At 67.7% G+C, this 14,820-nt stretch carries 13 protein-coding genes; 7 read left to right on the forward strand and 6 right to left on the reverse strand.

Features of this window, described 5'->3' with window-relative positions:
* Nucleotides 1–7: 7 nt before the first annotated feature.
* The 6 genes from ACGFIF_RS38650 to ACGFIF_RS38675 are packed head-to-tail and all read right to left on the reverse strand — an operon-like array spanning nucleotide 8 to nucleotide 7,510.
* Complete coding sequence (locus tag ACGFIF_RS38650) at nucleotides 8–1,366, reverse strand: hypothetical protein (RefSeq protein WP_393161753.1); 1,359 nt, start codon at nucleotides 1,364–1,366, stop codon at nucleotides 8–10.
* Nucleotides 1,363–2,160, reverse strand: coding sequence for an amidohydrolase family protein (locus tag ACGFIF_RS38655; protein ID WP_393161756.1), 798 nt, complete (start codon nucleotides 2,158–2,160; stop codon nucleotides 1,363–1,365). The genes ACGFIF_RS38650 and ACGFIF_RS38655 overlap by 4 nt, the downstream gene beginning before the upstream one ends.
* Nucleotides 2,157–2,951 carry an amidohydrolase family protein gene (locus ACGFIF_RS38660; protein WP_393161759.1) on the reverse strand — a complete coding sequence of 265 codons (795 nt, stop codon included), beginning with the start codon at nucleotides 2,949–2,951 and terminating at the stop codon, nucleotides 2,157–2,159. Before ACGFIF_RS38660 ends, ACGFIF_RS38655 begins: the two co-directional genes overlap by 4 nt.
* The gene (locus ACGFIF_RS38665; RefSeq protein WP_393161762.1) at nucleotides 2,944–5,136 is read right to left on the reverse strand and encodes a heparinase II/III family protein; all 2,193 of its coding nucleotides are present in this window, start codon (nucleotides 5,134–5,136) and stop codon (nucleotides 2,944–2,946) included. The genes ACGFIF_RS38660 and ACGFIF_RS38665 overlap by 8 nt, the downstream gene beginning before the upstream one ends.
* Complete coding sequence (locus ACGFIF_RS38670) at nucleotides 5,133–6,188, reverse strand: Gfo/Idh/MocA family protein (protein ID WP_393161764.1); 1,056 nt, start codon at nucleotides 6,186–6,188, stop codon at nucleotides 5,133–5,135. Before ACGFIF_RS38670 ends, ACGFIF_RS38665 begins: the two co-directional genes overlap by 4 nt.
* A complete protein-coding gene (locus tag ACGFIF_RS38675) occupies nucleotides 6,185–7,510 on the reverse strand; it encodes an ABC transporter substrate-binding protein (RefSeq protein WP_393161766.1) in 1,326 nt (441 codons plus the stop codon). The genes ACGFIF_RS38670 and ACGFIF_RS38675 overlap by 4 nt, the downstream gene beginning before the upstream one ends.
* A 194-nt stretch (nucleotides 7,511–7,704) precedes the next feature.
* Between ACGFIF_RS38675 and ACGFIF_RS38680 the strand changes: the two genes are divergently transcribed.
* The 7 genes from ACGFIF_RS38680 to ACGFIF_RS38710 all read left to right on the forward strand — a co-directional run bounded on the left by ACGFIF_RS38680 (nucleotide 7,705) and on the right by ACGFIF_RS38710 (nucleotide 14,660).
* A complete protein-coding gene (locus tag ACGFIF_RS38680; RefSeq protein WP_393161768.1) occupies nucleotides 7,705–8,622 on the forward strand; it encodes a carbohydrate ABC transporter permease in 918 nt (305 codons plus the stop codon).
* Nucleotides 8,622–9,482 (forward strand): carbohydrate ABC transporter permease, encoded by an 861-nt coding sequence (locus tag ACGFIF_RS38685; protein WP_393161770.1) that lies wholly within the window; start codon nucleotides 8,622–8,624, stop codon nucleotides 9,480–9,482. Before ACGFIF_RS38680 ends, ACGFIF_RS38685 begins: the two co-directional genes overlap by 1 nt.
* 91 nt (nucleotides 9,483–9,573) lie before the next feature.
* Nucleotides 9,574–11,100 carry a hypothetical protein gene (locus ACGFIF_RS38690; protein ID WP_393161772.1) on the forward strand — a complete coding sequence of 509 codons (1,527 nt, stop codon included), beginning with the start codon at nucleotides 9,574–9,576 and terminating at the stop codon, nucleotides 11,098–11,100.
* A complete protein-coding gene (locus tag ACGFIF_RS38695) occupies nucleotides 11,097–11,927 on the forward strand; it encodes a fumarylacetoacetate hydrolase family protein (protein ID WP_393161774.1) in 831 nt (276 codons plus the stop codon). Before ACGFIF_RS38690 ends, ACGFIF_RS38695 begins: the two co-directional genes overlap by 4 nt.
* On the forward strand, nucleotides 11,924–12,679 hold the full coding sequence (locus tag ACGFIF_RS38700) for a 6-phosphogluconolactonase (protein ID WP_393161776.1): 756 nt from the start codon (nucleotides 11,924–11,926) through the stop codon (nucleotides 12,677–12,679). The genes ACGFIF_RS38695 and ACGFIF_RS38700 overlap by 4 nt, the downstream gene beginning before the upstream one ends.
* 8 nt (nucleotides 12,680–12,687) lie before the next feature.
* On the forward strand, nucleotides 12,688–13,431 hold the full coding sequence (locus ACGFIF_RS38705) for a sugar isomerase domain-containing protein (protein WP_393161778.1): 744 nt from the start codon (nucleotides 12,688–12,690) through the stop codon (nucleotides 13,429–13,431).
* Complete coding sequence (locus tag ACGFIF_RS38710; RefSeq protein WP_393161780.1) at nucleotides 13,422–14,660, forward strand: N-acetylglucosamine-6-phosphate deacetylase; 1,239 nt, start codon at nucleotides 13,422–13,424, stop codon at nucleotides 14,658–14,660. The genes ACGFIF_RS38705 and ACGFIF_RS38710 overlap by 10 nt, the downstream gene beginning before the upstream one ends.
* Nucleotides 14,661–14,820 lie beyond the last annotated feature (160 nt).

The raw sequence follows: 14,820 nt of genomic DNA on the forward strand, positions 1-14,820 counted from the left end.
CCTGGGGTCAGTCGAGCTTCTCGGTGAGCAGCCGGAACTGCTGGCGGGGCCGGCCGCCTCCAGTCGAACGGGCGGGTGGCAGCGGCCAGGCCAGGCCGGCCTCGACGAGCTCCTTCAGCATCCGCCGCCCGGTCCGCTGGGTGACCTGCATGATGTCGGCGACGCTCTCGACGTCCACGACGACCTGTTGGCCGGTTTCCGGTGCCGCCGCCGCGGCGATCGACGTGACGATCTCGTACGCGCGTTGGCCGACCGGTGAGATGAGGTCGACCGGCGTCGGTGCCGTCATTGTTCGACCGGGCGGCAGCTCGGTCCGGACGGTCGTGCCGTCGAGGTAGATCGCGACCTTGCCCTCGCGTCCGACCGAGTCCTCGACCGCCATCAACGCGTTGGCCTCAGCCGCCCGCGCTGTCTGGCCCGCGCCCGCCCCCACCGCGACCGGTACACCGAGCTGCGCCGTCAACGCGCCCAGGAACGGCGCCACGGTGAACTGCTCGGTCAACCGGGTCAGAGCCCCGTGAGTGGTCGTGACCAGGAACAGCGTGTCCGACCGACGTGCGACCGTCGCACCCACCGGCCGCGCTTCCGACAACAGCTTCTGATGCGTGAGTACGGCGAGCTCCTGCTGCCAGTAATCCCCGGACTCGGCCCGGGACGTACCTGTCGGGATGAGCTGCACGGCGATCATCGCGAGCTGGTGCGCACCCATCCGGGTGCCCTGGCCGAGCAGGACGGCGGTGTCGAGCGCATCGCGCACACTCGATCGGGTCGGCGCGATCCGCAGGACCGGGATGCCTTGGGTACGTAGCTCGCGCTCGACCGAGAGGATCGTGGTCAGCGCCAGCGTGGTGCGTTCCTGCTCCCACTTCTCCCGGTGGAAGGCCGCGAAGCCCGCCACCGACTCGGGTCCGTCGTAGGGGATGTCGTACACGTCCGCCGTGTCGAGACCGATCTCGCCGTACGCCTCCTCCACGTCCGCCGCGGACAGCGAATCGATGCTCACCCGGCTCAGGTCGACGTCGTCGATGGTCAGAGAGGCTCGCAGCAGGGCGGCATACAGCGCGGCGCCGGTCAGCGGCAGGTGCGTCGACGGTACGGTGAGCCAGTGTCCGGCCGTGGCGAGGTCGAACACCCACGGTCCGGGGAACACGGCCGAGTCGATCCGGTCCCGCAGCTTCAGGTACCGCTCTTCGGCCTCGGCCTGGTCGTCGTACCCACCCGTCACGAACTTCACGCCATGCGGAGACCGGTCCGCGATCTGCTGCCCGACCTCCGCCATCGTCTTCACCAGCTTGCGCGGACCGAACAGCCCGACCGTGACCGGAGGAAGTCGCTCACCGGCTGTCGAAAATACCTCTTCGCTCATTGCTCCACCCCTGGATCTCCCGGCAGCGGTCGCCACCGGAACAGTCTGCGGGCGTTCCCGCTCAGAACATCTTGACGCTGACCGTCGGTCAGGGGTGCGCAGACCACTCGGCCGAGTGACATCCGCTGATCGATGAAGGGGAAATCGGAGCCGAACAGGACCCGCCGGCTGCCGACCCGCTCGACCATCTCCATGATCAGCGGGCCGGTCATCTGCGAGCCGCACACCTCGAGCCAGAGCGACTCATGCCGGGCGGCGGCCTCGATCGACTCGTCGACACCGGCTGGCGTGATCCCGGCGTGCCCGAGGATCACCGCCGCCCGCGGGTACTTCGCCGCGACCACCTCGAACAGCGGCGGAGCGTCGTACGCCGACTGATGCTCGGAGTGGCTGAGCACCGGGCAACCGGTCTCCTCGGCGAACGCCCACACGGAGGCGTACCGCGAGCCGGTCACCGGGTAGCGGTGCAGGGTCGGGTGCACCTTGATCCCCACGAACCGGTCGTCGGCCGCGAGCCGCTCGAGCTCACGCTCCGGGTCCTGCCACGGATTGATGACCGCGTACGCCGCGATCCGGCCCGGATGCGCATCGACCGCGGCCAGCGCCTGCGAGTTGCCGAGATGTGCGTCCTGCTGGATGGCGCGGTTCGCGGCGACCACGGTGACCTCGGTCCCGGTCCGGTCCATCACCCCGACCATCGCCGCGGCGTCCGGCTCGGGGATGTAGAACAACGAGTACGGACCGAGGTGCGCGTGAACGTCGACCACCCTCCGCTGTGGTCGCCGGCCGATCATGCTCGTCCTCCCAACTGCTCTGCCATCGCGGTACGACGGACGCCGAACAACCGATCCGCGTTCCCGACACCGATCCGCGCCACGGTGTCGTCGTCCAGGCCTGACCACGCGAGCCGGACGATGCTCTCGCCGGGATCGCGCAGCCCGAGTCCGGTCGCGAACAGCACCCGGTCGGCCAGCCCGCGGGCCGCCAGCCACTCGATCGCCTGGTGACCGGCGAAGTCGACGAGATCGACGTACAGGTTCTCGTGGTCGCGGATGGCCGCCCAGAGGTTACGCAACTGCCGGTACCCGAGGCTGGAGACGACGATCGGCAGTGCCGGGAACCGCGTGGCAATGTGGTCGAGGTGGTGCCAGTCGACCTCGGTGAAGTCGACACACAACGGCAGGCCGTTGGCGGCGAGCGCGGCATAGAACTCATGCATCGCGGTGGTCACCGGCGAGTATCCGTGCGAACGCGGATGCAGCCGGAACGCCGCCACCCCTTCTGCCACCGCCTGATCAACCAGCGCATCCAGGGACTGCAGCTCACCGGGCGTGGGCGGCACGGCGGTCCAGCAAGCCAGCACGCCACGATCGGCCAGGCTGTGCGCCACCGCAGTCGCCTCAGCGTTGCCACCCACCGGATCGTGCAGCCAGGAAGCCATCGCGCTCACGAGTGCACCCGACATCGCGTAGATGTCGAGATGCGCCGCAATCGCGTCCCGGTCGCTCCTCGGCACGAGGGATGCGGGGTGTGCCCCGGTCACGATGCGAGCGTCGAACCAGCCAGTGGTCACGTCGTCAGGCATGACGTGGCCCCTCGACGGTCCAGCGCCCGGCGTACGGCAAGGTGAGATGAGTCCACCCCTCGTCGTCGCTCTCCGCGGTGATGGGCACACCGTTCAGCAGCAGCCCTTCGCCGAGAGGCACCCACAGCCCGCACCGACCTGCACAGGTCACCTCGAAGCGCAGTCCATCATCGACAACCGTGGCCTCGACATCCACCTCGGCCGCACTCCGGAACAGCGTCTGCTCGTGGTCACGCAACTCCCGGATCCGCCAACCAGTTGCCCAGGACAACAGTCCGCCGACGGTCCGCACCCAGCTGAACGCGTCGATCCGATCGACGGTGTTCCCGTGATCGACCGTCAGCGAGGAACCCAGTGCGGTCACTCGAACATCAGCTGGTTGCGCCCCCTGATGCGGAACGAGAACGGTCGTGAACACCCCGCTGTCCCGCGTCAGCACCAGTGAGTGCAACGGCCCGTACTCCGCCACTCCGCCGGCCAAGGGACGCCGCGCGACTCCTTCAGTTGTCGCAACCTCAGTCGTCTCAGCCTCTCCTGTCTCGATCAGCAGCAACCCGGGCCCATCCGGCGCCGAAGCGTTGTACGCGAGTGACCCGATCTGTCGCCAGGGACTGATCGCCTGCCAGCACGCCCGGAACCCATGCCCGTCCGCCGATGCGCTGTCGGACACCACCACGAAGGCCGGCTCCTCCCGGACCATCGCGATCGTCCGCGACTGCGGGATGCCGTTCCCGCTGTGGCGGCCCGAGAACACGGCGACGTGCCCCGTGTCGACGAGCGGTTCGATGCTCACACCGCGATCGGTACCCAGCTCCTGATCGTCCACCAGCACCGTGTTGTGCCCCCGACCCGACTGGTACCAGGTCAGGTACTCCGGATCGTCATAGCTCGGCGGACCACCTGCCTCCCACAGCAGTGGCTGCCCCCAGCCGTCCAGAACCAGGTCGAGTACGGCGCGATGCGAGTGCGACTCCAGCTCGTGCTCGATGTGCGGGCCGTAGTTGATCACGGCTCGCAGTTCGTCGCCGCGAAGGATCACATAGCCGGAGTCGGCCAGCACGGTACTAGGCGGGGGCGCAGGGACCTTGCGGTCGTAGGCGGTCGCCACTGTATCCATCCACCGCTGTTGCCTGGCCGCATCCTTCTGCGCCGGCAGCGCCGCCGCCTCGACAGCAAAGTCCGAAGGGGTCAGCCACTGCGCCGCAACGCGTGCCAGCAACGGGTTGTCGAGCACGTAGCTGCCACGCAGCAGACTCAACGCCGGCCACTCGATGTGGCTGTCCTGCAGGTGCGGGATCCAACCGCCGGCGGACACGAGCTCGCACAACCAGTCGTGCATCGCCGTCAGCTTCGGATGCTCAGCGAACCGGCTGTCGATCACCGCGGCCGTCTGGAGCGCGCTCAAACACATCTTGTGATAGCCGGGGGAGCGCTCGTAGTGCCCGCCGTCGCCGTACACATCCAACAGCAGATGCTCATCGATGCGCTGCCGCGCCCGGGCTGCCCAACTGTCCGCCTCAACCAGATCAGGCAGTACGGCGCTGATGTGCAGAAGCTCGGTCGCGCACACGAGTTGCCAATTGCCATGCCGGAACACGTCGTGCTCGTCGTACGCCCACCGGGCACCGCCGACGAGAGTCGCAACCAGCCGGCCCCACACCCGGTCCGACAGGGCTGAGTCGGTCAGAACCTCCAACGTCGGCAGGAAACTCCGGCATCGGGCCCACGTCCCGAGTGAGTACCAGATGACGTCGAGGCCGGGCCATTCGCCGGTGACCGAGTCGCGCTGCTCGAACCAGTCGTCGAAGTGCCGTTCAAACGCGTGGAGGTACTGATCGTCGCCCGTCAGCAGCCAGGCGTGGACCCCAGGCGACAACCAGTTCAAGTAGTGAAAGCCATAGCGACGGGAGCGACCGTGCTCGCGCCCGGTCACCTCCACGCCGGTGAGCAACGGTGCCGCCTCGGCGAGGACGGCATCCGCGGTCGGTGTGGACCGAATCGCAGCGGTCCACTCCGGCAACGGCCAGGCCGGCCGCCGCAGCCGAGCGCCCACGAAGGCGCGCAGCGTGGCGAGGTCGCCGACACCGTCGGGCGCCCCGAACGCCTTGATCAGGTCATCGGTCCCGATCCGGTTGACGCGGGCATCGATGTGCCGCGGCTTCTCGGGACTCCTGTTCGTCGTCATCCGTTCCCCGGGTCGGCCAGCATGGAGACGTCGACGGGTTGCCGGGTCTCGATCGAGGTGTGTGCGGCCTCGAGGACGGCGGTCACGTTCCGGCTGCTCTCGATGGTGATGAGCGGCTGCGCGCCGGTGCGGCAGCAGTTGATCCAGTGCGCGATCGCGTCGGCGTACGCACCGGCCGGGATGCCGTGCATGACTCGTTGCAGCATGTTCCTCGGATAGGTGTAGCGGTCCGGAGTCGCCAGGACGACGCTCTCCTTCTGCCGATCCAGTTGAACCACGCCGTTGTCGGTGACGACCGAGACGTACGAATCGACCACGGTCGGGAAGGTGTTCGGGTAGATCCACGCGGACTCGAAGGTCGCCACCGCTCCGCGGGAGTACTCGGCCTGGATCTGGATCGCGTCCGGAGTCTCGATGCCGAGTGAGCGCAACTTGCCCCAGCGGGCGGTTGCGTAGACCCGTCGTACCTGGTCGCGTAGCAGCCAGGACACCAGGTCGATGTCGTGGCTGGACAGGAACCAGGCGCACGTCGTGCGGTCGGACCAGGACAGCATCTCGGTGGGGACGAAGATGGTGTCGTCCTTGCGCGCGTACGCCACCGCGGCTTCACCGAGATCCGCGAGCAGCTCGTGCGCCTGCGCATAAGCGGGAACCCAACGGTGGTTGAACAGACACATCGCCACCACACCGTGCGCGCGGATCGCCTTGACCGCGGCATCCGCCTCGGCCACCGATGTGGTCAGTGGCTTCTCCACCAGCATGTGCTTCCCGGCCTCGGCCGCGCGCACCATCATCTCGCCGTGCAGGTGGTCCGGGGTGGTCAGCACGACGGCGTCGACGTTCTCGTCTTGCAGCAGGGCATCGAGGTCCGGATGGATCGTCGGCCGCGGGGCACCGCGGCCCTGGATCTCGTCCGCCAGCCGCCCGGCGCTGTCCGCCGAGCGACTCGTGACGGCCGTGACCTCGACCTCGGGCAGACCGGACAGGGACAGTGCGTTAGCGCGTCCCATGATCCCGGCGCCGACGATGCCGATCCGGATGATGTTGCTCATTTGCTGCCCTTCGCGAGCGTCTCGTTCCACGCCTTCTCGGCAGTGTCCAGCGCTTCCTTGGCCGACGTGGTGCCCGACATGTACGCCCGGATCTGGTCGTCGAACTGCTTGCGCAGTTGCTCGTCGTTTCCGGAGCCGAGTGACGCGTCCACACTGTTCTTGAAAGTGTCCAGCAGGACCTTGCGCGCCTCGTCCGCCTGGGTGGTGCCCGCGATGTCGGTGAAGAACGGATCCTCGAGAGCCTTCAGCGACGACGGGTAGATCGGCACCAGCTTGCAGAGCGCGAGCTGCTGCTCGGGCGCGGTGACGAACTTCAGCCACGCGGCCGCGGCCGCCTGGTTGTCCGACTTGGCCGGGATGGTTACGATCTGCTGGCCGGACATGTAGTACTTCCCGTCCGCCCCGGTGACCGGAGGACCGACGACGATCGAACCGTAGACGGCCGGCGAGTTCTTCTCGATGTTCAGCAGGCTGCTGGACACGGCCGCCGGGTTGAACGCGATCTGCCGGTTCTCCAGCGACTGGGGGAGCTCACGCGGGTTGGCGCCGAGGCTGCCCGGGGCGATCGCGCCGGAGTCGAAGAGCGGCTTGAACTTCTCCACCAGGGCGAGGGTCTCGGGAGTGTTGAAGGCGGCCGTCTTCTTGTCCGGTGACAGCAGCGGGATGCCGTTGGCCTGGATCACGCTGGAGTAGGCCATGAAGTTGGTGGCCGACTTCCCGGTGGCGTTCTTGTACGCCGTGGCCAGCGCGAGCGCGTCGTCGTACGTCTTCGGCGGCTTGGCCGGGTCGAAGCCGGCCTTGGCCAGCAGGTCCTTGTTGTAGAACCCGAGCGAGGTGCCGCCGTTGTACCAGGGGATGGCGATCCGCTTGCCGTCGGCAACCAGTGGGTCGGCCAGGTTGGGCGCGTACGCGGCGATCTCGTCCTTGCTGAACAGAGAGTTCAGGTCCGCCATCGAGCCGGCGAACAGGCCGGTGGTCGCGGACGTGATGTTGACCGCGTCCGGCACCTTGCCGCTGGCGAGCGCGGCCAGCAGCTTGGTGGTGATGTCCTGGCCGGGCACGTCGACCCATTTGATGGTGACCTTGGGGTGTTCCTTCTCGTAGGCGTCGATCCACTTCTGGATGTCCGGCCCGTAGTTCTTCTGCAGGTTGATCGTCCACCACTCGACTTCGCCGGAATACGCGTCACCCGACTGCTCCGGCGCGTCCCCGGTGGCCGGACTGCCGGACACACAGGCGCCCAGCGTCATCGACAGCCCGAGGGCCAGGGCGAGGGTGGGAACAAGCCGGCCCCGCAGCAGGGATCGTGTGCTTCGCGCCATCGCGAGCTCCTCACAGAGATGGAATGTCCTAAACGGTGCTTCCAGACATCATCGTGGTCGACGCCCGCTGCTGCCGTCAACTCGTGGTTGTGGAAAAGCCTCATAGTTATGGCTGGCGACCGACTGCCTTCTGAGCTACGGTCATCTGCAACACAAATCCGTAAGCCGGGTTTCAGACGCGAGAGGCGGCATCCATGTCGGGTCTCAGTGGCCGGGTGGGTCTCGGTGGCCGGTCGGGTCTGCGCGGCCGCGTGGTCGGCCAGCGCTGGTACACGCCGTACCTCTTCATGGTGCCCGGGCTGCTGCTGTACGCCGCGATGTTCGCCTGGCCGGCGGTGATCGCGGTCCAGCTCGCCTTCTCCGACTACGACATCGTCAACCCGATCCAGTGGTCGGGCCTGGACAACTTCGTCCGGCTGGCGCACGACCCACGGGTCTGGATCGCACTGCGGAACTCGTTGCTGTTCGTGGTCATGTTCCTGCCGCTGACCGTGATCGCGCCACTGTTCCTGGCCATGCTGGTGAACGTCAAACTGCGCGCGATCCAGGCGTTCCGGATGCTGTACTACCTGCCGGTCATCACGTCGATGGTGGCGGTCGCGGTGGCCTGGAAGTACGTGTTCAACCGCGAGGGCGTGGTCAACTGGCTGCTCCAGATGGTCGGGCTCGGGCCGATCGACTTCCTGCTCGACCGGCACTGGGCGCTGCCGACCGTCGTCCTGCTGGAGGCGTGGAAGAACGCGGGCCTGTTCATGATGATCTACCTGGCCGGCCTGCAGGCGGTGCCGTCGGACCATCTGGAGGCGGCCAAGATCGACGGTGCGAACGGCCGGCAACGGCTCTGGCACGTCATCGTGCCGTCGCTGCGGCCGACGTTCGCGGTCACGCTGATCCTCAGCATGCTCGAAGCGATGCGCGCCTTCGAGTCCGTCTACGTACTGACCCGCGGCGGTCCGCTCGACTCCACTCTCACCCTCGGCTACTACATCTGGTCGAAAGCCTTCGAGGACTACGACATGGGCTATGCCAGCGCGGTTGGCCTGGTGCTGTGGGCGATCATGATCGTCCTCGCCGCGGTCAACCTGGTCATCACCCGCCGGAAGGACGGCTGATGACGGCCCGGCGGTTGTACCGGCGTACGCCGCAGATCGACCAGCGGACGGTCCGGCGGATCGGCTTCTACCTTCTGCTCATCGCAGTGGCGGCACTGTTCATCGGCCCGTTCCTCATTCTGCTCAGCTCGGCGATCAAACCGGCCGACCAAGACGTCTTCGGGTTCCCGCCGGACCTGATCCCGCGGCCACCGGTGCTCGACTGGTTCCGGGAAGCCTGGACCACGATCCCGTACGCCCGCTTCCTGCTGAACTCGCTCATCTACGTCGGCATCACCGTCCCGGTCTACCTGGTCGTGTCGGCGCTGACGGCGTACCCGCTGGCCAGGATCGCGTTCCGCGGCCGCGGGCTGTTCTTCATGCTGTTCTTGTCGATCATGTTCCTGCCGGGTGAGCTGATGCTGATCCCGCGGTTCCTGGTGATGAGCCAACTGCGACTGACCGACACCTTCGCTTCCGTCATCCTGCCCGCGATCCTGTCCTCGCTCGGCATCTTCCTGCTCCGGCAGGCCTTCTCGCAGATCCCGGACGAGATCGTGGAGGCGGCCCGGATGGACGGTGCGAACGAGTTCGCCATCTTCTGGCGGATCGCGGTGCCGATCGTCGCGCCGACCCTGGCCGTGCTCGCGATCCTCGGGTTCGTCTCGGTCTGGAACAGCTTCATCTGGCCGATGGTCACGCTGACCAGTCAGTCCAAGTTCCCGATCGCTCTCGGCATCGCCTATCTGAGCGGTGTCAGCGGGACCGACGTCCGCGGTCTCGCGGCCGGCACGGTGCTCTCGCTGATCCCGGTCGTCGCGGTCTTCCTCCTGCTCCAGAAACGCATCCTCGACAGCATGGGCGGCGCCATCAAAGGCTGACCGCTCATCCGCACACCCCCGCCCCGGATCCCTCCCTCCCTGCCCACCTCCTCCTCCCTCGCCCACCCCCGTCAGCAAGTGAGGCACCGAGATGAACCCGCACATCACCAGACGCACCCTGCTGCTGGGCTCCGCTGCCACCGGAGTCCTCGCCTGGACCGGCACGTCCGCCGCCCCCGCCTTCGCCGACACACTCGTCTACGACTCACCCGAGGCCTTCGACACCGCGCAAGCGGCCTATCTCGCGACCAACGCCACGAACAACGAAGTCGGCCTCTACGCCTGGGGCGAGTCCTACTTCCTGCTCGGACTGCTCAGGATGTACGAGGCGTACGGCGACACGCGCTACCTGCAGACCTTCGAGCAACGAGCCACGCACCTGATGGCAACGACCGACAAGGCTCGCGGAGTGACGGACTACGCCGGTCGATCGGGCCAGGTATGGCGCGCCGCCGGCAACTACACGGCGGGTCACGGCGTGCTCCCCGACGGCGGAGGCAACGCGGCCATCCAACTCCGCTGGGCCGGTGCGCGATCGGCCGAGTCGACGGCCGAGGTCGCGAACGTCGTCGGCAGCACCTTCGACCTGATCCTCCGCAACCCCGGCACCACCGCCGTCGTGACGCTGCGCGGCCTCTCGCTCGACCCGGCTGCCGCGTCGTACGTCGTGACCGCGGTGAACAACGCCTACACCGCCGGGCTTCGTTGGACAGCCGTCGACCTCAGGACATCGCCTGGTGCGGCGACTCCGCCGAGTCCGGCGACGATCACCTTCCAGCCACAGTTCTACGTGTTCGCCGTCCACACCGGGATGGTCGCGTTCCCGCTCGCGCGCTATGTGCGCATGGTCTTCCGCTCTCCCCGGCTGCGGCGCGGTGCTCGCCTCCGCGAGGCCAAGGAGATCCTCGGCGCGGTCCGCGCGGCCGTCGCCTTCCATGACGGCGAGTACGTCGCCCGCCCGGACGGATCAGGCGACTACGTGTGGCCGAAGGGTGCGCCGATTCCGTTCGACGGCACGATCCAGCCGTACAACCAGAGTCACGGTCTCGGCCAGGTGCTGGTGGAGCTGTACCGCGCTACCGGAGAGCGGCGCTACCGGACCAGAGTTGAGCAGCTGCTCAAGGCTTACCGAGTCGGGCTGACCCTCGGCGCCGATGGAGCGTACGTCTGGCCGTACTGGCCGCCGTACAGCCAGTTGTACGCCAGCTATCCCAGCACGGCGGGCATTTCGGAGTACACACCGTCGTACCCGGCCTCGCGGCAGATCGAGGACATCAGTCACGCGGCGATCAGCCTCGAGTTCGTCCAGGCGGCCTACGAGTCGGGGATCGACGACGGTCTGGCCGCGGACGTCCAGCGGTTCACCGCGACGTTCACGAAGAAGGTGATCCGGTCCGCGACCGAGGTCTGGCTCCGCGTCGACGGTACGACGGACGCCGTACCGGCCAATGCGGTCCAGTGCGCGCGCTGGGGTGCATACGCTGAGCACGATGTACTCGTCTACCAGCAGTCCCTTCGGGTGTACGACGCCGTACAGCTCGTCCCGTCGCAGGGGTCGCACGCACTTGGGATCGCGTACCTGAACTGGGCCAAACAAGGAGCTTGGAGGAAGCAGTGAAGTTTCTGCGTGTCCATACTGACGAGGGTCTGCGGGACGCCGTTCTGACCGAGGACGGCAGGGTGGCGACACTAGCCGGGGAGACCGAGGCGTTCGATCCGGTTCGCCTGCGGGAGCGCGCCGCGGCGGCCCTCGGCGGTGCGGAGACCTCCGCGTTCGAGGACGTGCGTCTGGCCGCGCCGCTCAGACCCGGGAAGATCGTCTGCGTCGGGCTCAACTACGCCGACCACGCAGCCGAGGGCGGTCAGGAAGCGCCACCCGAGCCGATCCTGTTCATGAAGGCACCCGACACCGTGGTCGGTGCGAACGACGACGTGCTCATCCCGCGCGGCAGCGGGAAGACCGACTGGGAGGTCGAGCTCGGGGTGGTGATCGGGCGTACGGCGTCCTACCTCGAGACCGACGAGGAGGCGCTGGAGCATGTCGCGGGTTACGTACTCGTCAACGACGTTTCCGAGCGGCACTTCCAGCTGGAGCGCGGCGGCCAATGGGACAAGGGTAAGAACGCACCGACGTTCTGCCCGATCGGTCCGTGGATCCTGACCGCCGACGAGGTCCCGGATCCACAGGCGATCAAGCTCGGACTCGACGTCAACCGCGACGTGCTGCAGGACAGCTCGACGGCCGAGATGATCTTCGGCGTCGCCTACCTGGTCCAGTACATCTCCCAGTTCATGACGCTCTACTCGGGAGACGTGATCAGCACCGGTACGCCGGCCGGAGTCGGCGCCGGCCAGAAGCCACCGCGCTATCTGAAGGAAGGCGACGTCCTCCGGGTCTGGGCCGACGGCCTGGGCGAACAACACACCCGGCTGACCTCGGCATGAACGTCGACGTCTTGCCCGATCCCGCTGCCCTTGGCGCAGCGGCAGCCGCCGCAGCAGCCGAGTCCTTGCGCCGGACCATCCAGGCGCAGGGCTCGGCCCGGCTGGTGCTGGCGGCCGCGCCGAGCCAACTGCACACCCTCGCCGCACTGTCCGTTGCTGAGGGCATCGACTGGAGCCGGGTCGAGGCATTCCACATGGATGAGTACGTCGGCCTGCCGCCGGACTCGGAGCAACGCTTCGGCCGGTGGTTGCGCCGGCACTTCACCGAGCAGGTGCCGCGAGGTGCTGGAGATCTTCCCCAGCCCGTGCTCAGCGTGATCGATCCGGACGGCGGTGCAGCTCCAGACGCCGAGGCGGCTCGCTACGCGGAGCTGGTCAGTGCCGCGCCGATCGACATCGTGCTGGCCGGTATCGGCGTCAACGGGCACCTCGCCTTCAACGATCCGCCGGCCGACTTCACCACGACCGACGTCGTCCAGGTAGTTGCGCTGGACAACACCAGCCGGACCCAGCAGGTGGACGAAGGACTGTTCGCCGAGCTGGCCGACGTGCCCACGCACGCCTGGACGCTGACCGTTCCGTTCCTGCTGTCGGCGGGCGAGATCTTCTGCATGGTGTCGGGTCCGGCGAAGCGGGACGCGGTCCGGGCGACGTTGGCCGGCGCGGTGGATCCCGCCGTACCGGCGAGTGCGCTGCACACGCATCCGCGGACCCGGCTGTTTCTCGATCAGGAGGCCCATCCAGATGACTGACCAGCGCGATGAGTGAGTACCTGACCGCGATCACGGAGCTCCTCGGCCGGATCGAGGTGGAGGAGAGGGACTCGATCGCCGCCGCGGCCCGGCTGATGGCCGACCAGGTGGCGGCCGATCGGCTGATCCAGGTCTACGGTCCGGGTGGGCACTCCAACCTGGCCGCGCAGGAGATCTTCTTCCGGGCCGGCGGGTTGATGCATGTCTCGGCGCTGCTCGACGAGGGGACGTTGCTGTCCAACGGTGCGTTGCGGTCGATGGCCGTCGAGCGTACGCCGGGCTACGGTCGGATCGTGATCGAGAACGCCGGGCTCGGTCCGGACGATCTGCTCCTGCTGGTGAACGCGTACGGGATCAACGCGGCCCTGATCGATGCCGCACTCACCGCGAAGGAGCGGGGTGTGCGGACGATCGGGGTGAGTTCGCGCAAACACGCCGAGCAGACCGCGCCGACCCACCCCGCCCGGCACCCGTCCGGCGCCAACCTGCACGAACTCGTCGACGTCGCCGTGGACACCAAGGTCCCGATCGGCGACGCGGTGATCCAGTTGGCCGGGATGCCCGAACGGGTTGCCGCGGTCTCGACGTTCGCCAACGCGTTCACCCTCAACCTGATGGTGGTGCACACGATCGAGCAGTTGATCGAGGCGGGCGTCGTACCGCCGGTGTGGCGCAGTGGCAACGCGCCGGGTGGTGACGAGGCGAACGCGGAGTTCATCGGCCGGTTCCGGGACCGGGTCAGATGGCTCTGATCGGGCGTGATCCGTGGTCGGGGCAGCTCCTGCGCCTCGAGTACGCCGACGGCCGCGTCACCGCGGTGCACCGTGAGTCTGCCGTGCACCGAGAGTCTGCCGTGCACCGAGAGTCTGCCGTGCACCGAGAGTCCGCCGCGCACCGAGAGTCCGCGGTCCACCGGGAGTCCGCCGAGGGCGGGCAGATCACCCGGTCCGGCGGTGATGCGGACCTGCCGTGGATCAGCCCGGGCCTGGTCGACCTTCAGGTGAACGGGTACGGCGGCTTCGACCTGAACGGCGACGACCTGTCCGTCGACACGGTCGCCGGACTGCGGGAGACCTTGCGAACAGTCGGTGTGACGACGTTCGTGCCCACTCTCGTCACGGCGAACGCGGAACGAATCAGTCGGGCCGTCGCCGTCGTGGCCGAGGCCCGCCGCCGTCACCCGGAGGTTGCTGAGGCAATACCGTTCATCCACTTGGAAGGTCCGCACATCTCGGATCAGGACGGGCCGCGCGGCTGCCATGACGCGACCTTCGTCCGGCCGCCCGACCTCGCCGAGTTCGAGCAGATTCAGCAGACCGCGGAAGGTCTGATCGGCCTGATCACGGTCTCGCCGCACTGGCCAGGCAGCACGGAGTTCATCGCCGCGGTGCGAGCCACCGGCACCCGCGTGGCGATCGGCCACACCCACGCCGACACTGCCCAGATCCGCGCCGCGGTGGATGCCGGCGCGACACTGTCCACCCATCTGGGCAACGGCGCGCATGCACAGTTGCCGCGTCACCCCAACTACTTGTGGGCACAGTTGGCCGACGACCGTCTGACCGCCGGGTTCATCGCTGACGGGCATCACCTCCCGGTCGAGGCGTTCGTAGCGATGGTGCGCGCGAAAGGGCTCGATCACTCCTTCCTGGTCTCCGACTCGGTGGCAATCGGCGGCCAACCGCCGGGCGACTATTCGACCACCGTCGGCGGAGACGTCGAGCTCACCGACGACGGCCGGTTGCTGGTCAGGGGTACGCCGTACCTGGCCGGAGCGGCCGCACCACTGTCGGACGGGGTCTCCTGGGCGGCCGCCGCGTTCTCGTTGCCGGAGGCACTCACCATGGCGACCACGAATCCCGGGCGGATCGTCGGTGGGACGGTCGGTCAGCTGTGTCCCGGCGTGCCGGTGTCGAGCGTGATCACTTTCCACTGGTCGCACGGCGATGGCCACCTGTCGGAGATCAGCTCAGGCCGCTGAGCCGGCCAGTTGCTCGGGCCGCGAAGCCACTCGGCCACCCTGCGCAGGGCTGAATCTGGGAGCGCTTCCAGCTCGCACTGTAAACAGCAAGACGAGCGCTGTGAACCCTCAAAATCGAAACTGACTAACCCTGAATCGCGGCCTTGACGTGCGGCGCCGG

Origin of the sequence: Kribbella sp. NPDC049174, from assembly GCF_043197365.1 — a bacterium.
Lineage (GTDB): Bacteria > Actinomycetota > Actinomycetes > Propionibacteriales > Kribbellaceae > Kribbella.